Annotated in this window: 18 protein-coding genes; 6 read left to right on the top strand and 12 right to left on the bottom strand. The window is 60.0% G+C overall.

Features of this window, described 5'->3' with window-relative positions:
* Positions 1-69: 69 nt before the first annotated feature.
* Positions 70-777 carry a tyrosine-protein phosphatase gene (locus AABB31_RS09470; protein WP_342078382.1) on the top strand — a complete coding sequence of 236 codons (708 nt, stop codon included), beginning with the start codon at positions 70-72 and terminating at the stop codon, positions 775-777.
* Here the strand turns inward: AABB31_RS09470 and AABB31_RS09465 are convergent.
* The 5 genes from AABB31_RS09465 to AABB31_RS09445 form a co-directional block, all read right to left on the bottom strand.
* A complete protein-coding gene (locus AABB31_RS09465) occupies positions 774-1,487 on the bottom strand; it encodes an acylneuraminate cytidylyltransferase family protein (RefSeq protein WP_342078383.1) in 714 nt (237 codons plus the stop codon). The two genes, AABB31_RS09470 and AABB31_RS09465, sit on opposite strands and share 4 nt — an antisense overlap.
* Positions 1,488-1,526: 39 nt before the next feature.
* The gene (locus AABB31_RS09460; protein ID WP_342078384.1) at positions 1,527-3,593 is read right to left on the bottom strand and encodes a hypothetical protein; all 2,067 of its coding nucleotides are present in this window, start codon (positions 3,591-3,593) and stop codon (positions 1,527-1,529) included.
* Positions 3,590-6,343: a DUF4159 domain-containing protein gene (locus tag AABB31_RS09455; protein WP_373635673.1), complete on the bottom strand. Its 2,754-nt coding sequence runs from the start codon at positions 6,341-6,343 to the stop codon at positions 3,590-3,592. The genes AABB31_RS09460 and AABB31_RS09455 overlap by 4 nt, the downstream gene beginning before the upstream one ends.
* A gap of 64 nt (positions 6,344-6,407) precedes the next feature.
* On the bottom strand, positions 6,408-7,277 hold the full coding sequence (locus AABB31_RS09450; RefSeq protein WP_342078385.1) for a DUF58 domain-containing protein: 870 nt from the start codon (positions 7,275-7,277) through the stop codon (positions 6,408-6,410).
* Entirely contained in the window at positions 7,274-8,281 is a 1,008-nt protein-coding gene (locus tag AABB31_RS09445; protein WP_342078386.1) for a MoxR family ATPase, read from the bottom strand. Before AABB31_RS09445 ends, AABB31_RS09450 begins: the two co-directional genes overlap by 4 nt.
* 69 nt (positions 8,282-8,350) lie before the next feature.
* Between AABB31_RS09445 and AABB31_RS09440 the strand changes: the two genes are divergently transcribed.
* Positions 8,351-8,926 carry a DUF1285 domain-containing protein gene (locus AABB31_RS09440; protein WP_342078387.1) on the top strand — a complete coding sequence of 192 codons (576 nt, stop codon included), beginning with the start codon at positions 8,351-8,353 and terminating at the stop codon, positions 8,924-8,926.
* 15 nt (positions 8,927-8,941) lie between these two features.
* Here AABB31_RS09440 and AABB31_RS09435 read toward each other — a convergent pair whose 3' ends face one another.
* Together AABB31_RS09435 and AABB31_RS09430 are read right to left on the bottom strand one after the other, a co-directional pair.
* On the bottom strand, positions 8,942-9,403 hold the full coding sequence (locus AABB31_RS09435) for a YHS domain-containing (seleno)protein (RefSeq protein WP_342078388.1): 462 nt from the start codon (positions 9,401-9,403) through the stop codon (positions 8,942-8,944).
* A 134-nt stretch (positions 9,404-9,537) separates the two neighbouring features.
* Positions 9,538-10,728 carry an LLM class flavin-dependent oxidoreductase gene (locus AABB31_RS09430; RefSeq protein WP_342078389.1) on the bottom strand — a complete coding sequence of 397 codons (1,191 nt, stop codon included), beginning with the start codon at positions 10,726-10,728 and terminating at the stop codon, positions 9,538-9,540.
* A gap of 164 nt (positions 10,729-10,892) precedes the next feature.
* Between AABB31_RS09430 and AABB31_RS09425 the strand changes: the two genes are divergently transcribed.
* Positions 10,893-11,651: a TIM barrel protein gene (locus AABB31_RS09425; RefSeq protein ID WP_342078390.1), complete on the top strand. Its 759-nt coding sequence runs from the start codon at positions 10,893-10,895 to the stop codon at positions 11,649-11,651.
* A 16-nt stretch (positions 11,652-11,667) separates the two neighbouring features.
* Here the strand turns inward: AABB31_RS09425 and AABB31_RS09420 are convergent, their stop codons facing one another.
* Entirely contained in the window at positions 11,668-13,689 is a 2,022-nt protein-coding gene (locus AABB31_RS09420) for a von Willebrand factor type A domain-containing protein (RefSeq protein WP_342078391.1), read from the bottom strand.
* A complete protein-coding gene (locus tag AABB31_RS09415) occupies positions 13,686-14,222 on the bottom strand; it encodes an RNA polymerase sigma factor (RefSeq protein ID WP_342078392.1) in 537 nt (178 codons plus the stop codon). Before AABB31_RS09415 ends, AABB31_RS09420 begins: the two co-directional genes overlap by 4 nt.
* A gap of 136 nt (positions 14,223-14,358) precedes the next feature.
* Between AABB31_RS09415 and AABB31_RS09410 the strand changes: the two genes are divergently transcribed.
* Entirely contained in the window at positions 14,359-15,534 is a 1,176-nt protein-coding gene (locus AABB31_RS09410; protein ID WP_373635672.1) for a Hint domain-containing protein, read from the top strand.
* A 28-nt stretch (positions 15,535-15,562) separates the two neighbouring features.
* On the opposite strand, the gene AABB31_RS09405 is transcribed toward AABB31_RS09410, so the two are convergent.
* Positions 15,563-17,041 carry an NAD-dependent succinate-semialdehyde dehydrogenase gene (locus tag AABB31_RS09405; RefSeq protein ID WP_342078394.1) on the bottom strand — a complete coding sequence of 493 codons (1,479 nt, stop codon included), beginning with the start codon at positions 17,039-17,041 and terminating at the stop codon, positions 15,563-15,565.
* Between the two features lie 63 nt (positions 17,042-17,104).
* On the opposite strand from AABB31_RS09405, the gene AABB31_RS09400 reads away from it, so the two are divergent.
* A complete protein-coding gene (locus AABB31_RS09400) occupies positions 17,105-17,857 on the top strand; it encodes an alpha/beta hydrolase (protein ID WP_342078395.1) in 753 nt (250 codons plus the stop codon).
* A 2-nt stretch (positions 17,858-17,859) separates the two neighbouring features.
* Here AABB31_RS09400 and ispD read toward each other — a convergent pair whose 3' ends face one another.
* Both ispD and AABB31_RS09390 read right to left on the bottom strand, forming a co-directional pair.
* Positions 17,860-18,552: a 2-C-methyl-D-erythritol 4-phosphate cytidylyltransferase gene (gene ispD, locus AABB31_RS09395; RefSeq protein ID WP_342078396.1), complete on the bottom strand. Its 693-nt coding sequence runs from the start codon at positions 18,550-18,552 to the stop codon at positions 17,860-17,862.
* A gap of 14 nt (positions 18,553-18,566) precedes the next feature.
* Entirely contained in the window at positions 18,567-19,196 is a 630-nt protein-coding gene (locus tag AABB31_RS09390) for a ribonuclease T2 (RefSeq protein WP_342078397.1), read from the bottom strand.
* A gap of 130 nt (positions 19,197-19,326) precedes the next feature.
* Between AABB31_RS09390 and AABB31_RS09385 the strand changes: the two genes are divergently transcribed.
* Positions 19,327-20,088 (top strand): cell cycle transcriptional regulator TrcR, encoded by a 762-nt coding sequence (locus AABB31_RS09385; RefSeq protein WP_342078398.1) that lies wholly within the window; start codon positions 19,327-19,329, stop codon positions 20,086-20,088.
* Positions 20,089-20,097 lie beyond the last annotated feature (9 nt).

The raw sequence follows: 20,097 nt of genomic DNA, 5'->3' as shown, positions 1-20,097 counted from the left end.
GGGTGCCGCCCATTGCAATACCGCTGCCAATGCGCCAAGTGAAGACCGTTGGTCGAAGACAGGGCGATTATGATCCGCGGTTTGCTGCAAATACTTGAGAAGTTGGAACGCGACTGGCGCAATTCGTTCGGCCACGACATTGTTGATCCCAAAGAGCGGCGCAGGTCGCAATGGCATCTGAATTGGCTGGATCACGGGGTTCTGCGAAAGAAATGGCACAATTTCGAAGAGTTCGCGCCCGGCGCATTCCGTTCTAACCATCCAGACCACAAGCGTTTTGCCGACTACGCCGCACGCGGGATCAAGACGGTGCTGAACCTGCGCGGGGTGGCCAAACAGCCACACCATCTGTTCGAAGTGGAAAGCTGTGCCGCCCTTGGACTGACATTGGTCAATGTGCAGATGGCGGCCCGCCGGGCCCCGAATGTCACCGAACTTAAAAAGCTGTTGCATGCGTTTGAAACGATGGACCGTCCGTTTCTGATGCATTGCAAATCGGGCGCTGATCGCACCGGGCTGGCGGCGGCGATCTATCTGATGATGTATCACGATGCAGCATTGGACGAGGCACGCAAGCAGCTGAGTTTCCGGTATATTCACATCCGCAAAACGGAAACCGGCATCCTGGATCACTTTTTGGATGTTTATGCGGTCCGGAATGCGCAGGCCCCGATTGCCATCGACACATGGATCAGAACAGAATACGACCCGGCCGCACTAACGGCGAGCTTTGCCGAGATGCGCCGTTCACAATGGTTCTGGCAAGGCTGGCGTTAAGCGGGTGATCGCAGCCCATCCGCAATCTGGCGCCCCAGCAGATAGTCGATGACATCCCAGTCAAACGGGCTGTCCACGTCCAGTCCACGCTCATTCGGGACGACCAAGGGGATCACGTGACCGTCAAATAGGCTTTGCGCGCGGCGCAGATAGTCGGGTTTCACCACGTAAACCAGACCAACATGATCATAGACCATTGGCGCCTGCTGCCGGGCCACGACCCCGTGTGGCAAGGGCTTTGATACATGCAGCCCGCCTGTGTCATCCGTCTCTAACATATTGAAATAGGGGTTCTTGCGGCTTTCGCAGCAGGACATCACCATGTCAGGCTGTGCGGTCGCATAAAGATCAAGCCCGGCCTCGATATCCTGCGGCAGCCGCAGCGGCGAGGTGCAGTCAAGGTCCAGAAATGCGCTGGCGGGGCCGGTCTGCTTTTCAACCTCGCCCAATGCGTGCTGCCAGACATGCCATTTTGCCGCTGTATCCGTTGCAAGTTCGGCAGGCCGCAGTCCGATTTCCATGCAGCCGCGGGCGACGGCATGGGCGTAAATCTCGGGTGAATCGGTCGAGACAACAACGTGATCGACCCGGTCACAGGCAAATAGCTGGTCAAGCGACCAGTCGATCAGATGCTTGCCATGCAGCATGCGGAAATTCTTGTTTGGCACGCCTTTGCTGCCAGCACGCGCCCCGATATGACCGATAATCATCCCAAATCCCCATCTGCAACCGTATCGGGATCAGCTAGCCTAGCGACGCCCTTCGCGCAACCAGGCCGCAACAATCAGCAGGGCGGCCAGCAACAGAAACGCCCATGCCGGCAATAACGCAGTGATGCTGATATCGGCTGTCTGGTAGGCGCCGCGCGGCGTAATCCCGATCCAGCCGCGCCCAGCGGCGGGCCGGCCCTCGCGTACATTGCGGATATCAATATCGCCATCGACGATCTGCATGACACCCCCGTTGGTGCTGTCGATAATGGGCTGCAAAACCTCGGCTGATGCGATGGTCCGCTCGAATTCGCGCGGGGCAGACGGGCCAAGGGCGATGACACTGGTTTCCTCGCCGTCATCCAGACGATACAGGCCAATTTCCGGCGCGTCCCACAAGGTCTCGAACCGACCGGGTGAGACCTCTTCCAGCGTCAGCTGGGTCTCGCTGCCATCGGGGTGGGTGACGGTGACGTCTGGTGTTTCCAGATCAAGAGTGCGGCGAATGATCCGCATGGTTTGCCCGTTGGGTTCCGCCCAGAGGGCTTCTTCCTCGAGTTCGGGTTCCTTCATCATCCAATGGGCAAGACGGCGCAGCAATTCCAGTTGCGGCCCGCCGCCTTCATAGCCGCGATCCCACAGCCAGCTTTGATCGGAGGTCATCAGCGACACGCGCCCTTCGCCGATGCGGTTCAGGATCAACAGGGGGCGATCATCGAGACCTGACATCACCGTCGTAGCCTCTTGCTGAACCAGCACATCAATCAGGCGAAACCAACGGCCCCAGGGGGCGGCTTCGTTTGTTGGGTCGGGCGCAAATGTGACAAGCCCCTCGGTGACCGGGTGACGGGCGCCGATATCGGTGATTTGGGGGGTGAACCCTTCCTCGAACACGCGCGCGGTGGGGGCGCCGGGCAGGATTTGCCCCAGCGGTGACCGGTAGATACTTTCGGCAGAGCCGTATTCAGGCCCGGAGGAGATCAAAACAGCGCCGCCCTGTTCAACATATTGACGGATATTGTCGAGATATTCGCTCGGCAGAATGCCCCGGCGCCGGTAGCGGTCAAAGATGATCAGGTCAAAATCATTGATCTTTTCAAGGAACAGTTCCCGGGTCGGAAAGGCGATCAAGGATAACTCGTTGACGGGCACACCGTCCTGCTTGTTGGGTGGGCGCAGAATGGTGAAATGCACCAGATCAACCGAACTGTCGGATTTCAGCAGATTGCGCCATGTCCGTTCGCCAGGATGCGGTTCGCCAGAAACCAACAGCACCCGAAGGCGGTCGCGCACCCCGTTGATCTGAACGACGGCCGCATTGTTGCGGTTGGTCAGCTCGCCTTCTGCATCGGGTATGGTGAATTGAAGAACGTTCATCCCGCCGTGGGGCAGTTCGATCGGCAATTCGATGTCCCGCCCAATGGGAATGGGCAGCGTTGTCGGGGGCGCCCCATCAATGGAAATAGACAGGTCGACCGAAGTATCCGGCGGGGCCGCACCCTGGTCTTCTACCCGCAGGGTCAGGTTGACCTGCTCGCCCAGGATCGCAAAGGCAGGGGCGTTGGCGACGACCAGCCGGCGGTCCCAATCCGCAGGTTGGCCGGTCAGCAATGTGTGCAATGGTGCAGGCAATCGGGGTGCATTTTCAATATCATGCACCCGCCCGTCCGTGACCAGAATAATCCCCGCAATGCGGCCCTGGGGTTCGGTGGCAAGCGCTTCTGATAATGCGCCCATCAATGCGGTCCCGATGTCGCCTTCGCCGTCGCCCAGCGTGACTTTGCGCAATTCGGTGTTGGGCTTGCGGGCGATCTCGGCCTCGATATTGGCGATGGCGGCGGCGTTCTGATCCGGCCGATCCGCGATGCGCTGACTGGCGCTTTCGTCCACAACCAACATCACGATGTCTGACAGGGGCTCACGGTCCTCGCGCTGGATCGACGGATTGGCCAGCGCCAATAGCAGGGCCAGCCCTGCAAGCCCGCGCAGCCACCACCCCGGCAGCCTGCGCCAGATTGCCAGCGCGACTGCAACCGCCGCAATGCCCGCCGCGATCCACAGGATGGGCAGGGGCAATAAGGGGTCAAGCAGCAGGGAACCCGTCATTGACCCAACCTGTCCAGAAGATCAGGCACATGGACCTGATCGGATTTATAATTCCCTGTCAGCACGTGCATGATGACATTAACGCCAAAGCGCAGGGCGATTTCGCGTTGCCGTTCGCCCGCCATGCCGCGCCCGACCGGGAACATCCGGGCGCCGCTGGGCGATACGGCCCAGGCCCGCGCCCAGTCATTGCCGCCGATGATTACCGGCGTGACGCCGTCATTGAGATTGCGAAAGGGCATGCCTTCGATCAGTTCCGCATCCGGTGGCGCGGCCTCGACCCAGACGTCGCGGCTTGCATAGCGGCCGGGGAAGTCCTGCAGCAGATAGAATGTCCGGGTCAGGACGTGATCGGACGGGATCGGTTCCAGCGGCGGGATATCCAGTGACCGGGCGATTGCCTGTAGCTTGCGCCCCTCGGGCGAGCTTGATCCAAACCGCGCGGTGTTTGCGTCGCTGGTGTCAAACAGGATCATCCCCCCCGAACGCAGATAGCGGTTCAATTTGCCATAGGCCGTCCGGGATGGCAGTGGTTGATCCGCCGTAATCGGCCAGTAAAGGAACGGGAAAAAGGCCAGTTCGTCCTGTTCCAGATCGACCCCCAAAGGGGCTGCCGGTTCGATAGAGGTACGGCGGAACAATGTCTGCGACAGGCCCAGAAGGCCCGCAGCGGCGACCTCGTCCGTCTCGGGGTCGCCGGTCAATATATGGCCCAGCACGACCTCCGACGTGGCCGTGGTTGCGAACTCATCCGGGGTCTGCGCATCCGCCTGCGGCGCGGCCAACAGCAGCAGCATCAGCCCTGCCGCAACATCTGCGCGCGGCCCGCGCAGGCGACCACCCACTGCCAATGAGGCCACGACATCCATCAGCAGTAGGCAAATGGCGATGCCCAGCAACCAGCCTTTCAGGGCGGTTTCGCGCATGACGGCCATGCCTTCGACGACGATCCTGGGCGGCCATTGTGCAGAACTCAGCATCGTATCCTTTCCGATGACATTGATTGCGATCTGACGGTCATCATTGGCATATAGGCCGGGTGGCAGGCTTGGCCCAGGCTGGGCCGTGGCCAATTCTTCGCCCGGTATGCCCGGCAGATTGCTGGCATCTGCAAAACGGCCGTAGGCGTCAAGTATCTTGCCAGCCGTCCATGTGGTGCCTTCCAGTTCGGTGGCATCGGGCGATGCGGGCCGGGTCGAGACGGCCAGCCGTTCCAGCATTTGCACAAACAATCCCGACAAAGGCAGCGTTGACCATTCGGCATTTGCGGTCACATGCACAAGGACCACCTGACCTTCACCGCTGATCTTGCGGGTCACAAGCGGGGTGCCGTCAGCAAGCTGCGCGATCACCCGGTCAGCCAGCGTGGGATCAGGTTGCGCCATCACTTGCGACGTCACGGCCACATCGGTCGGCACCGCAAGGCCGAAGAAGGGGCTGTCTTCGGTGAATGGCGCCAGTGACTTTGGCTCGCCCCAACTCATCGCGCCGCCCACGCTGCGCCCGCCGGAGCGCAGACGAACGGGCAAAAGCGGATCCTCACTGTTGCGCCCCAGATCAGAGGCGGCCAGACGCGGCCCGGCAAACCGCAAAAGCATACCACCCTGATTGACCCAGTCTTCGACCCCGGATGCCTCGATATCGGTCAGGATCGCCACATCGGCGAGGATGATCACATCCGGATTGGCCTGCAGGATATCCGTGAGCGCGCCATCAATCAGGTCTGCCGTCGGCTCCAATGCTTCGCGCAGATAGTAAAGCGGGGACAGCAGTTCCAGCCCTTCGCGGTCGTCCCGGCCTGCGATCAGGGCAACTTCGCGCCGTTTCAGCGCATCATCGGTCAAGCTGACTGCGGCAGCGGACCGGGTGCCGGTGATCTCGAACCGGGTAATCCTGTTGCGCAATTCAGGCGGCAACACCATGGCTGTTTCGGCAACGGCCTCGCCCGCGTCGAATGTCATGGGCACGGTTGCCAGTTGTCGTTCTACCCCGGCAGGGTCCAGCCCGATGGCCGAAATGGTGGTTTCGGTCAGGTTGCCAACCGGTGTCCGCGTGGCCGAGACCAGGACCTGCCCGTCCTCAAACCGGGCGGGGCGCAATCCGGTCGTCTGTCGGGGTGTTTGAAAAACCCGGACAGTGCCGAAACCTTCAAGTGTTTCAAGCAGGTCGGTGCGCGAGGCGTAGTCCAGCCCGTCAGAGATCCAGTAGGTTTCGAATGATCCCGACTGGCTGGCGAAATAGGCGGCGGGGTCAGCGGGTTGCCACGGGTTCGGTTGCAGATTGGGCAGCCTGTTTTGCCATTCAAGCGGTGCGGTGAAGGGCAAATCATCATTCGGCAGGTCGGTCAGCGAGACAACGGCCACCCGCCTGTCGGCCACGGCAGCCTCATCCAGCAGGCTGTCGACCCTGTCGATTTTTGCCTGCCAGCTGGCTGCCCCGGCCCAGGATCCATCCAGCACAATCACCAGATCGCCAGTCCCATCACGCGCGGCTTGCGGATTGAGAACCGGACCGGCAAAGCCGATGATCATGGCAGCGACGGCCAGCAGTCGCAATAGCAGCAGCCACCACGGGGTCCGGTCAGATTGTGTCTCATTGTCTGTCAGCCCGAGCAAAAGGGCAACGCCCGGAAACCGCCGCCGGATCGGTGCAGGCGGCACGGCGCGCAGCAAAATCCACAGGATCGGCAGGGCGATAAGCCCCAGCAGCAGCCATGGTGCCGCAAAACCTATGGGGCCGATGGACCACATCAGATGCAGGCCTCAGCACCTGGGGTGGCGTTGATTTTTTGAGTATTTTGGGCGAGATGATGGATCATGCGCGCCGCTCCATCGCGCCGTAGAGCCACAGAAGCGCGTTTGTGGCACTTTGGCCGGTATGGTGCGTGCTGAATTGCCAGCCGGTAATCCGCGCCAGATGAGCAAGCCGATCTTTGCGCTGGGCAAGCCGGTCGAGATAGCGCTGTTTCAGGTCACCCGCTTTCAGCGTTTCATGTTCCAGCGCGCCGGTCATGGACTGGAAGATGGTGCGCCCATCGAAGGGGAAGGCTTCTTCTTGGGGATCGAGGACTTGCAGAAGCGTGCCGCGCACGTCGCGGTCGGCGGCGCGTAGCAATGCCTCTTCGACCGGCCCGATATCGCCAAGAAAATCGCTGATGAACAGCGCGCGGGAATGGGGCAACATGCCTTGTGCCTCGGGCGCCCCATAGTCGATTGCATCGTCTTCACTGAGCAATTGCGCCATTTGCATCAATTGCGCCTCGCCCCGACGCGGGGGTAGCCGGAGGCCGGTCAGGCCAACCCGTTCGCCACCGCGGATCAGCAGGATCGCCATGGCAAGGGCGAGAGTGCGCGCCCGTTCTGCCTTGGTCGGGTGGTTTTCTGAAGCAAAGGACATGGATGCCGCCTGATCCACCCACAGGATGATGGATTGGGCAATTTGCCATTCCTTGTCCTGCACAAAATTACTGTCGGATCGGGCGGACCGCCGCCAGTCGATGCTGCGGGCCTCATCATGCGGTTGCGCGGGCCGGTATTGCCAGAAGGTGTCCCCCGTTCCAGCGCGCCTGCGCCCGTGATCGCCCAGAAGGACAGCCGCCGCCAGATGCTCTGCCCCTGCAAGCAGGGCAGGCAGCGGCGCGGCGATATCCTCGGCGGCTGAGCGTAGGGCGAGCGGTTGGATCATGCGGCGGCAGATACGGAGGTGACCCGATCAGCGGCGGCATTGATGATCTGATGGATACTTTCGCCACGGGCGCGCGCCGCAAAGGAAAGTGCCATTCGATGTTCCAGCACTGGCACGGCCATACTGCGCACATCATCAGCTGATGGGGCAAGCCTGCCGTTTAAAAGGGCCGCGGCGCGCACAGTCAGCATCAGGGCCTGTGCCGCACGCGGGCCGGGACCCCAGCTGACATTGGCCTTGATCGCCTCGGGGGCGGCGGCATCGTCGGGTCGGCAGGACCGCACCAGATCAAGGATCATTTCCACGATATTGTCGCCCACAGGCATCCGGCGCAGAAGCAATTGTGCATCCAACAGCTCTTGCGCAGTAAAGACGGCACTCGATTGCGCCTCTTCAACGCCGGTTGTGGCGATCAGGATGTCCTTTTCAGTGCCCCGGTCGGGGTAGGGGACGTCAATTTGCACCAGAAAGCGGTCAAGCTGTGCCTCGGGCAGGGGGTAGGTGCCTTCCTGTTCGATGGGGTTCTGCGTTGCCAGAACATGAAAAGGTATCCCAAGCGCGCGATGTTGCCCCGCAATGGTGACTTCTTTTTCCTGCATGGCTTGCAAAAGCGCTGATTGGGTCCGGGGCGAGGCGCGGTTGATCTCGTCGGCCATCAGAAGCTGGCAGAAAATCGGCCCTTCGATAAAGCGAAAGTTGCGCTGCCCGTCATCAGAGGTTTCCAGCACTTCTGATCCCAGAATGTCGGCAGGCATCAGATCGGGCGTGAACTGAATGCGGTTCCCGTTCAACCCCATCACCGTTGACAGCGTGTCGACCAGCCGCGTCTTTCCAAGGCCCGGCAGGCCGATCAGCACCGCGTGCCCGCCGCAGATCAATGCGGTCAGGGTCAGGTCCACAACCCGGGGCTGGCCGATGAAGCGGGCGGCAATACTGGTGCGCGCTGCCTCAAGCTTTGCGCCGAGCGCTTCGATATCGGCGACAAGATCGGCGTCGTGGGCCATGACATTCCTCCGGTTGAACTATATCTTTCATTCGAACAGATAATCCCATCAAGCCCAATGGCAAAAACAATGAACACACAAAAGATTGTGACACCCTCGGCGGAAAGCCTCGCATCTAGCGCCCGCGCTGCCCAAAAGGGCGGTTTGCCGCCCGTTCATCTGTGGAATCCGCCGCATTGCGGGCATATCGACATGCGCATCGCGCGCGACGGCACATGGTATTACATGGGCACCCCGATTGGACGGTTTGAGTTGGTGAAGCTGTTTTCAACGATTCTGCGCCGGGATGGGGATGATTATGTGCTTGTCACTCCGGTCGAAAAGGTAGGGATTACCGTTGACGATGCGCCATTTGTCGCGGTTGATTTCAACCCGGTGGGCGACGGGTTGGAGTTTGAGACCAATGTGGGCGACCGCATGATCGCCGGCCCGGATCATCCGATCCGCGTCACCCGCGACCCCGAAACCGGTGAACCCAGCCCCTATGTGCGGGTCAGAGCCAACCTTGAGGCGTTGATTGATCGTAAATCATTCTACCGCCTGGTCGAGCTGGGCGAAGAGGATGCGCATGAGGGCGCCCGGTGGTTTGGTGTGCGGTCCGCGGGCGTGTTTTTTCCGATCATCCCAGCCGCAGAGCTGGCTTAGGGTCCTGACCCTAGCTTAGTTCAGAACCGTGGGCCAGTTGCGGTCGCCTGCAGCGATCCGCCCGGGGATATCCCGTTCCCAACGGCGTTGGATGCGACGCGAGTAGTTCAGGTAAAGCTTGCCATCCACGATGCGCCAAGCCTCTGGGACGGTCGAGGCGGTATAGCCCTCGCTGACCGCATAGGCACAATAGCCACCATATTGCGGCGCGTATGCGGCCGGATCTGCCGCAAAAAGATCGCGGTTTTCGGCGCTGCTGAACTGCCATGTCGCGCCTTCCCAGTCATGTGTAATGGTCGGATCGCCCGCGACTGGCGCGCCTTGTTTGAAATAGGCAACAGGATCTGTGCCGTCGATGGCGATCCCACCTTCGGCGTAGAATGTCGGCGTGGATTGGGCGACGGCAATATTGGCGAGCGTCGCCGTCAAAGGCAGCGTTGCACACAAGGTCAGAACGTTGCGGCGGGTCGGGTGCATGGACAATACTCCGGCTAGACTGGTTGGTCATAAAGATAGCCGCGCCTGCGTTGCGGCAAAACCAGGCTCACCGAAATGTCATGCGATGTTGCGCGGGGCCGCTGAACGGCGCCCCCGCACCGGTTCAGCCAGTGTTACTCGGCAGGCTCGGTTGCCTTTGCGCCACGGCTTTCTTTTTCAGTTTCATAGTTGTTCTGCGCTGTCTCGACTGCCTTGGCGTGGATTTCCGCAAGTTCCGGGCGCATTTTTTGCGCGCACATGGCCGCATTCATCGTCGACAGATGTTGTCCCTGGAAATGCGGGAACACCTCGCGGGCGATCAGCTCGTAGGATTTCTTGGTCGCCTCGAAATTCGCCCAGTTATGGGCCAACATCAGATAGGCGCCAAATCCGCCGTTGGACTGTTTCCACAGCCGGTCGATCTGGGCGCGGCACATCTCGGGTGTGCCGATGGCGCCAAAGCCGCTGTCATTGATGAAGTCGATCATCTCTTTGGCGTTTTGGCCGGGCATGGACATCTGCGGGAATGCGGCGATTTCCTGGAAATAGTTGAACCAGTGCTCGATACCGTATTCGACGTCGCGCCGGGCCTGTTCGGCCGTCTCGGCGATGTGGCAAAGGCCGACCAATCGCCATTTTGCCCGGTCCACCTGCTGTTTGTGGTGTCGGGCCTCTTCCTCGATCACGTCCCAATGCAGGGCAAGCGCGTCAAAACCGGCCGCTGTCGTGGCGCCGATGGAAATCAGGCCGGTCCCGTATTTACCGGCGAGCTTTGGCCCCGTGGGTGAGGCAACCGCCGCAGTGGCCAGATCAAAGTTCGAATAGGGGCGCAGATGCAGCCGGGCGTCTTTCAGCACCCAGCGGTCATTCTCGAAGTTAACCGGCGCGTCACTGCGCAGCAGGCGGGTGATGACGTCAAGCCCATCAGCCAGCAGACCGCGCGTGTCCTTTTGGCTAAGCCCGATCATCGCGGCGTCGGTGGGCAGCGATCCAGGCCCAAGCCCCAGCATCACGCGGCCCCGGGTCAGGTGATCAAGTTGCACGATCTTTTCGGCGACCCATAGCGGATTGTGGTAGCTGACAGACACAACGCCGGTGCCAAGCTTGATATGCCGGGTTCGGGGTGCTGCGGTTGCGATCATGATCTCGGGGCTTGCAGAAATTTCGGACCCCGCCGAATGGTGTTCGCCAAACCAGACCTCGTCATAGTCGCATCGGTCGAGCCATTGAACCAGCTCCAGATCCTGTTCCAGTGCCAAGGTCGGATTGATGCCCGGCTTGTGAAAAGGGGCCAGAAAAATGCCAAATCTCATTCGATTATTCATGATTGTTCCTCCCATTAGGTCGCCTGCGAAAGGCAGGTGACGCTAGGTCAGGCTATGCGAACACCTTGCGCGTTAGGAAGCTTTTTCGAAATGATTGCTGCCTGGTGACGCCTGTGGCACCCATTTTTCTATTGCGAACCAAGGATTTGGGTAGGATGGTATGGGTGAAAAACACGCGAGGTCTGATGCCGAAATTCTGTGCCAACCTGACCTATCTGTTTCAGGAAATCCCGTTCATGGAACGGTTTACGGCCGCCAAGGAGGCGGGTTTTGATGCGGTCGAGGTGCTCGAACCCTACGACGTGAACGCGCAGGATGTGGTCAATGAGATGGCCAGATATGAATTGCAGATGGCGCTCATCAGCAGCCCACCGCCAAACTACACCGGGGGCGAGCGTGGTTGGGCCGCGGTTCCGGACTTGCAACAACGGTTTCAACGAGATTTCAAACGCGCATTGCGTTATGCCAAGACCTTGGGCGCTTCCCATGTTCAGGTGGCGCCGGGCGTGGCGACGGGGGATGCTGCACATGCGGTCTTCGTCGAAAATCTGCGCTGGGCCGCCGCAGAGGCACCAAAGCAGATTTTGACAATCAAGCCCGTTGCGGGCGACGATTTCCTGTCAGGTTTCGATCTGGCGCGCGAGGTGCTGGCAGCGGTTGGTGCGGATAATGTCAGACTGCAGTTCAGCGTGTATGAGGCAGCACGCCTTCAGGGCGATCCGATCACGGTGTGGAAAGATGTCGCCGATCTGGTGGCCCATGTGCAGGTTGCGCAACTTCCTGACGAGACAGAGCCGGACAAGGGCGAAATCGACTACCCTGCCTTCTTTGCGATGCTCGATGCGGACGGGTATGATGGCTGGGTCAGCGGGGCATATCACCCAAAGATCACGACCCAGGCCGGGTTGGCCTGGGTGTCCTGATCCGCTTATTGGCGATTTACCGGGCCAGGCTTTGTGCCAGCCGCATCAATTGCACGGCCTCTGTCCGGTAGCCAAAAGGGTCATCGCCCCGACTGGCGTTTGCCAGCGCAATGGCCTCATCGTACCCCCAGTCACCCAGATACTGGCCGCCTTGCAACAACTGGCCGAAACCCGCAATTGCGGTTGCAAAATTGGCCTCTGTTCCCGGAACACTCTCGCCGATTATCGGGGTCTCGATCAGCTCGCTCGTATCCGCGCCGGGTTCTTTGTAGCGCAGTTTGAGAAACCCGATTTCGTCCGAACCAGCGGCCACGGTGCCGGCGCCATAGCGCAACGGATCGCTCAGTTGCGCGGGTGAGCCGACGGGCGTGACCTCGTAGAGTGCGGTCACTGCGTGACCTGCGCCCAACTCGCCCGCATCCACGCGATCATTGTTGAAGTCCTCGCGGCGCAACGCGCGGGTCTCATAGCCGATCAGCCGATATTCGGCGATCTGCGCGGGGTTGAATTCGACCTGCACCTTGACGTCACCCGCGATGGGAAACAGCGCACCGCTGACCTGATCAACCAGCACTTTCTGCGCCTCGGACAGCGTGTCGATATAGGCCGCGATGCCGTTGCCGTTCTGGGCGAGCGCCTGCATGGTGGCGTCGTCCAGATTACCCCGCCCAAAGCCCAGCACGGACAGGTAGGTGCCGGTCTCGCGCTTGTCTGCGATATAGTCTTTCAAAGCTTCAGGGTCGCTGAGGCCCACGTTGAAATCCCCGTCAGTTGCCAGAATGATCCGGCTGACCTCGCCATCTTCGGCCATCCCGTCAGCGGTGGCATAGGCCTGCTGCAGCCCGCCCTGGCCATTTGTGCCGCCGCCGGCGCGCAATTGATCAAGGGCGGCAAGGATCGTTGACCGCTCACGCGCCTTGGTCGGTGCGAGGACCTGCCCGGCGCTGCCGGCATAGGTGACGATGGCAACCTCATCCTCTGGCCGCAATTGATCCAGCATCAGGCGGAACGATTGTTTGAGCAGCGGCAGTTTGGCGGCGGCATCCATTGATCCGGACGTGTCGATCAAAAAGACCAGATTAAGCGGCGGACGCATTGCGTCGCTGGGCATTTCCCCCTGCAGGCCGATATGGACAATGCGCGTATCAGGGTTCCAGGGGGTCTGAAACGTATTGATGGTTGGCCGAAACGGGGCATCATCTGCGTCGGGGGCAGCGTAGTCATACGGGAAATAGTTGATCATCTCTTCGATCCGCACAGCATTTGCAGGCGGCATCTGCCCGCGTGCAAGAGAAGATCGGACAAATGCATAAGAGGCCGTGTCCACGTCGATGGAAAAGGTCGAGACTGGTTCTTCTGCCGTGACCTTGAGGGTGTTGGGGGCTTCTGTTGGAAAGGTTTCGGTGTTGGGTGCGGGATTGGCCGAAATGTCAGCTTGCGACATGCGATTCGGTGACACGACAGTACCGGCCTCTATACCGGTATCGTCTAGCGCGCGTGATAGATCCCTGGGCTGCAGATCTGTGCTGTTTTCCAGACGTGCGCGCCCACTATTTGACGACAACATCTCCGCAATCGCTGGCGCGGCCTTGGCGCTGTCATCCACTTGTTCGGCAAGAACGCTGGGTGCGACGGGCGCTGTTGGCGCGGGTTCCGAGGCGGTCACTGGTGCGATCTCGACGGGCACGTCGTTAGTCGTTTGCGGCGACTCGCTGAGCAATTGATCCCCAGTAAAGTCCCCGAAGTTCCTGACACCGCTATCCATGATCTGCGGCGATAAATAAAGGAAACCAACCGCCACAATGGCTGTTGTCGTTGTCAGTGCCGGTTTGGATGTAAAAGTAGTCAGCATGGTCTTTACTCCTGTCCAGAGGCCCTTTGCCTCGGTTGCAGAAGTGGGACGCGGCTGTGTCCGCGATCCTTGGAGCGCGTCAAAATTTTTCTGCGCCAATGCCAGATTTTCTGCCCGCCGTGCCGCATCGGGCCGGGGCGTTGCATCATCCATCATTGCCTTGAGGTCGCTCAGGTCGTCATTCATGCCACGTCCTCTTTTTCCTTGATCGCGCGCAGGGCCTTTTTGGCTTCCGAGATCCGCCAGCTGATTGTCCCTTCCGAGACGCCAAGTATCTCGGCGGCTTGGGCGTGTGTCATCTCATCCAGCACAAGGGCGAGCGTGTCGCGCAGATCATCGCTGAGTTGGTTCATCGCCTGGGTCAGCCAGTCGATTTGGTCGTTGGTATCATGGTTGGCGGCAGTGCGGTTAGTTTCCCAATCGCCCCATCCTTCGGACGCTTTTACGTAGGTGGCGCGTTTGCGCCGTCGGTCATGGGCGGCGTTCACCGCCACGCGGTATAGCCAGGTCGTGACCTTGGCCCGCTTTTGGTAGCTGGCAAGCTTGGCCGGCAGGGCCAGGCAGATATCCTGACACAGATCTTCGGCTTCGGCCCGCGCGCCGGTCAGCCGAAAGCAGAACGCAAACAAGCGGTCGTAATGGCGATCAAGCAGGCTTGCAAAGGCCTGTCCGTCACCATTTGCGGCCGCTGCCGCGAGGTCCTCATCGCTTGTCATCATGCGCATCACGGTGATTTGACGCAGCCAATAGGTCAATCCTTGGCTGCGGCTTGGATTTTTTTCGAATTTTCTGCTGAATAGTGGTAAAGGCGGTCCATCAGGTTTGGGGTGACGCAGCAAAAAGATAGGCATTTACATGGCTGACTTTCTGAATGGCATACTCATCAGCGAGATTCTGGCAGACAACGCAGGCGGGGCCGCCGTGGATGTCAACGGGAATGGCACGACCAACAAACAGGACGAATTTGTCGAATTTCAGAACAACACAAATGCGGATATTGATCTGGAAGGTTATGCGGTCTGGTCACAAGAGCGTGGCTTGCTGCACGAGTTCATCGCCGGCAGCACCATTCTGGCGGGTCAGACCGCGGCTGTAATCGGGGAATACACCGGCAGCCGCACCGATTATTTCGGGGCCAGCAACAATTCATCTTCCGGCAATGCGCAGGGCGGATTTCTGGAAGATGGCGAGGGCAACAAGGACGACACCATATATCTTGTCGCACCCAATGGCGATTACATCCGCCTGTCCTATGGCCAGCCACCAAACGTGCCGACGACCCTGCCCACTGATTTTCCGACGGGCGGAAGTTTGCAAGGCACCGGTGAGACGATCAATAGCGGCGCGCCGAACGGGACGTCGTTTGTGCGCGATGCCGATGGAAACTTTGTCGAGGGTACGCCAACCCCCGGCGTGCCGGGCACCCCGTGCTTCACCCCCGGTACGATGATCGCGACAGATCAGGGCGATGTGCCGGTCGCTGCGCTAAGGCCGGGCATGCGGGTCAAAAGCCGTGACAATGGATATGTGCCGCTGCGTGCGATCCGCGCCGCCGAGATCGCCCGGGCGGTCTTGCAGTGGCACCCGGATTTGCGTGCCGTAACAATACCTGCAGGCGCGCTGGGGAATGATCGGCAGATGATGCTGTCACCAGCGCATTGCGTGTTGGTGCAGGGCGCTGATGTGGAGCTTATCTGCGACGCGCCCGAAGCCTTTGTTCCGGTGCATCATTTTGTTGGCCTGGCAGGGATCGGGCGGGTTCCCGGCAACCAGCCGGTCACCTATTGTCATCTGCTTTTTGATCGTCATGAGGTGATTTGCAGTGACGGCGCATGGACCGAAAGCCTCTATATGGGCGATTTGGCACATGCCGCGCTGCGGGCGGTGCAGGAATGGGAGACCGAGGAGGGCCGCAGACCAGAAGACATCACACATGACGCCCGCGCCCGCACCGTGCTGAAGGCGTTTGAAGCGCGGGTGCTACTTGATCGCGGATTGCGATGTGTGAAGGCAGCCGATCTGGCTGCCTAGGTTCCTGACCCTAGGTTTCTACGGCCCGCTAAATACCCGTGCAGATATATTTCATTTCCAGAAACTCTTCGATCCCATGGGACGACCCTTCACGCCCGAGGCCTGATTGCTTGATCCCGCCAAAGGGCGCCACTTCGGTCGAGATGATGCCCGTATTCACCCCGACGATCCCGTATTCCAGCGCTTCGGATACCTTTGTCACCCGACTGATATCCTTGGCATAAAAATATGCGGCGAGGCCAAAGATCGTGTCATTGGCTTGCGCGATGACGTCATCCTCGTCCTCGAATTTAAAAAGCGGGGCAAAGGGGCCAAATGTCTCATCGGTGCAGACAATCATGTCTTTGCTGGCCTGCGTGATGATTGTCGGCTCAAAAAACAGCCCACCCAGGTCATGCGGCTTCCCGCCGGTCAGAACCTGGCCGCCTTTGGACAGTGCGTCGTCCAGATGGGATTGTACTTTGTCCACGGCCTTGGGCTCGATCAGGGGTCCCAATGTGGTGCCATCCTGCATGCCGTCCCCGACCTGCAGGGCCTCGACGGCGGCTTTGAATTTGGCCGCGAAGGCGTCGTAAACGCCTGCCTGAACGTAGATGCGGTTCGCGCAAACGCAGGTTTGCCCGTTATTGCGGAACTTGCAGGCGATGGCCCCTGTGACGGCCTCGTCCAGATCGGCATCGTCAAACACGATGAAGGGGGCGTTGCCACCCAGTTCCATGCTGCATTTCATCACCTGATCGGCCGCCTGTGCCAGCAGGATGCGCCCCACTTGTGTTGACCCGGTAAAGGTCAGCTTGCGGACCACCGGATTTTCGCAGAATTCCTTGCCGATGTCAGAAGATGAGCTTGAGGTCACAACAGAAAACAGGCCCGCAGGCACCCCGGCCTCTTCCGCCAGTTTCGCCATGGCGAGGGCGGAAAGCGGGGTCAATTCAGAGGGTTTGATCACAAACGCGCAGCCAGCGGCCAATGCCGGGGCGACCTTGCGGGCGATCATCGCGTTGGGAAAATTCCACGGCGTGATGCCAGCCGCTACGCCAATTGGTTGTTTGATCACCGTGATCCGCTTGTCCGCCATATGGCCGGGGATTGTTTCGCCGTAAATCCGCTTGGCCTCTTCGCCAAACCACTCGACGAATGAGGCGCCATAGGCAATCTCGCCCCGCGCTTCTGCCAGGGGTTTGCCCTGTTCGGCGGTCATGATGATTGCAAGATCTTCCTGATGTGCCATCAGCAGATCGAACCATTTGCGCAATATCTGTGCGCGTTCTTTCGCAGCCCTTGCAGCCCACGGCTTTTGCGCTGTCTGTGCGGCATCAATCGCGGCGGCAACTTCGGACCTGCCAAGATCGGGAACGGTCGCAATTACATCGCCGCGGGCGGGGTTGGTCACATCAAACGTCTTGCCGCTTTGCGCGGCGATCCACGCCCCGCCGATATAGGCCGTGTCGCAAACAAGGTCAGCCCGCGACAGCATGGATTTGAGGTTGGTGGTCTCGTCAAGCATGTTAGGCTCCTGTTGGATTTGCGACATCAGAGCGCGCGGCGCGCGCAAGGTAAAGGGGCAGCCATGGAATTAGATGACGCGTATGCGAATGCAACCCATATTCCGGGCGGTGCAGACTATCCCGCGAAATGGGCAGCGCTTGCACAGGCCTTTCGCGACAATGCCTTGTGCGAATTGGATTTGCCATATGGCGAGACGCCCCGCCAGCGATTTGATCTGTTCCATCCCAGCCGTCTGTCCAAAGGACTGATCATCTTTGTGCATGGGGGCTATTGGCTGCGGTTTGACAAATCCTACTGGTCGCATCTGGCCGCTGGCCCGCTGGCGGATGGATGGAGCGTCGCAATGCCGTCCTATGATCTGTGCCCTGATGTGCGGATCAGTCAGATCGGGGAACAAATCGGCCGGGCCATTGCCGTCATCGGCGCCCGTGTTGCAGGGCCGGTCCGCCTATGCGGTCATTCCGCAGGCGGACAGTTGGTGGCCCGGCATGCCAATGCAGCGCGGGTCGAGAATGTCGTGTCTGTGTCGCCGGTATCGGACCTGGCGCCGTTACAGCGGACGCGCATGAATGCAGACCTGCGCATTGATGCCGCAGAGGCCCGCACCGAAAGCCCGGTGCATCTGCCGCCGCCTGCGACACCTGTGACCGTCTGGGTGGGTGGGGCGGAGCGCCCTGCGTTTCTTGATCAGGCCAAGTGGTTGGCAGAGGCGTGGAATTGCACGCATGTCGTGGCCCCGGGCGCACATCATTTCAACGTCATTGAGGCCTTGGCCGATCCACAATCACCCCTGACGCAGACCCTTGTTGGCTAGGGTCAGGATTGCTGTCTGATATCCCGCTTGGCCCGTTCCAGATCAGCGGCGGTCGTGATTTTGTAATTCGCCTCATCACCCAACACAAAGGCCACCGGAATACCGGCCGCCCGCGCGACAAAGACATCATCCGCCCCGGTGCCATCGTGATCTGCATGTGCGGCGCGGATGGCCGCAAAGTGAAACCCCTGCGGCGTTTGCGCCCGCCACAGCCCGTCGCGCGGGATGCTGGATGCGGCAAGGTCACCATCGCTGCGCCAAAGCGCATCGACCACCGGCAACGCAACACATGCCCCTTGGTGCGACCCAAGCGCCTTGATCGTGTTTTCGACGATGACGGGGGCAATGAACGGGCGGGCGGCATCGTGAATCAACACCAAATCCGGGGCCATGTGATCAAGCGATGTCAGGCCATTTCTGACCGATGCCGCGCGGGTTTCGCCGCCTGGGACCGGTTCGCGCAGTTTGTGGTCGACCAGCCCATCCACGGCGGCGTCATATAACGCCTTGTCGTCGGGATGGATGACGGTGGTGATGCTGTTGATTTGCGGCAAGGACAAAAACAGATCGACGGTGCGGCGCAAGGCGCACAGGCCTTCAATTGGGATATACTGCTTTGGGATCGTGCCGCCCAACCTGCGTCCGCGCCCGGCCGCGACGATCAGGACGGCTGTTCTTGAGGTCTGATCTATCACGCCTTGGCCCTTTATCAGCGCATCGGCGCAAATTGCGCGTTGTCCAGCGTGCAATCGCGGATCACGTCATTGCCGCAGAGACGCGGGCTAAGGTCACGGTCAAGGCAGATGCGCGCCTCTTGGATATAGCCTTGCTTGCAGGTGATGGTGATCTGATCGGGTTGCAGTTCAGGGTTGTCCCTCAGGAAAGCTTCCTCCACGACCGAGGCTGGCAGGGTGATGGCGTCTTCCAGCTTGCGGAACACGGCGGGGCGGGTGATCTGGCCATAAGCCGCGCGCGACAGGGCAAAATAGTCATCCGGCGACAGGCCCGTGCAGACCCCGTGCTTGCGCCATTGATGCCAGGCCAAGCCGGACGTGCCCATGATGTCGGTCATTGCGGCCGTGTCGCCCCGTGTCGGCGGGGCAAAGCCGCTGGGGCAGAACTCTGGATAGCCGCTTTCATATTGGGGCCACAGACCGTGCAGGATCCAGCCATGATCCTCGGACGGATCGCATTGCGGCGAATTGCGCGCATCCCCTTCCAGTGCGCACCAGTTGGCGGACCATGACAGGGACAGGACGTAATAGTCGAACTCGCCAGCGGTATCATTCGCGGCCGCCTGTGATGCGGCAATGGTCAGCAGGGTCGTCAGCAGGCGCATTTTTGATCTTTCATCCGGGCTTTGATCCCCTTATATAGCAGTCAAGTTCCCCGACAATGCGAACCCGGCCGGAAACGGTCTGCCCCTCAAGGGCGTGGAACAGCTTTGTCAGATGTTCAGGAGATGAGACATGTCCAATACACCGATCATGGCCAAGGCGACCGCTGTGTGGCTCTGCGACAATACGACCATTACATTCAAGCAGATTGCCGATTTTTGCGGCCTGCATGAATTGGAGGTTCAGGGCATCGCCGATGGCGACGTGGCCACCGGGGTCAAGGGGTTTGACCCGATTGCAAACAAGCAGCTGACCCAGGACGAGATCAGCAAGGCAGAAGCCAACCCGATGCATAAGCTCAAGCTGCTCTATAACCCCGCCTCTGCGGGTGAGGAAAAGCGTCGCGGCCCCCGCTATACCCCCTTGTCCAAGCGTCAGGATCGTCCTGCATCAATCTATTGGCTGGTCAAGTTCCATCCTGAATTGTCCGACGGTCAGATTTCGAAACTTGTCGGTACGACCAAACCAACCATTCAGGCGATCCGCGACAGAACCCATTGGAATATCAACAATATTGATCCCATTGATCCGGTAGCACTGGGCCTTTGCAAACAATCCGAGCTTGATACAGCCGTCCAGAAGGCGAATGCCAAGAAGGCCAAGGAAGGCACAGTGATGTCGGATGACGAACGGCGCAAGCTGGTCAGCACCGAACAATCGCTGGGCATGGAGCCAGAGCCAAAAATGCCTGCGGCGATGGCTGGCCTTGAAACCTTCAGCCTGTCTGATCCGCGCGAAGATGACGAAGATGACAAGGCCGATGATCGTGACGTCAGCGATGCGGACAGCTTTTTCAACCTGCCCGATGATGACGACGACCAAAAGGACGATTGATCACGCGGC

Source organism: Yoonia sp. SS1-5 (genome assembly GCF_038443705.2).
Lineage (GTDB): Bacteria > Pseudomonadota > Alphaproteobacteria > Rhodobacterales > Rhodobacteraceae > Yoonia > Yoonia rhodophyticola.
Note: the sequence above shows the minus strand (reverse complement) of the source record. Positions and strands in the feature narration are given on the sequence as shown.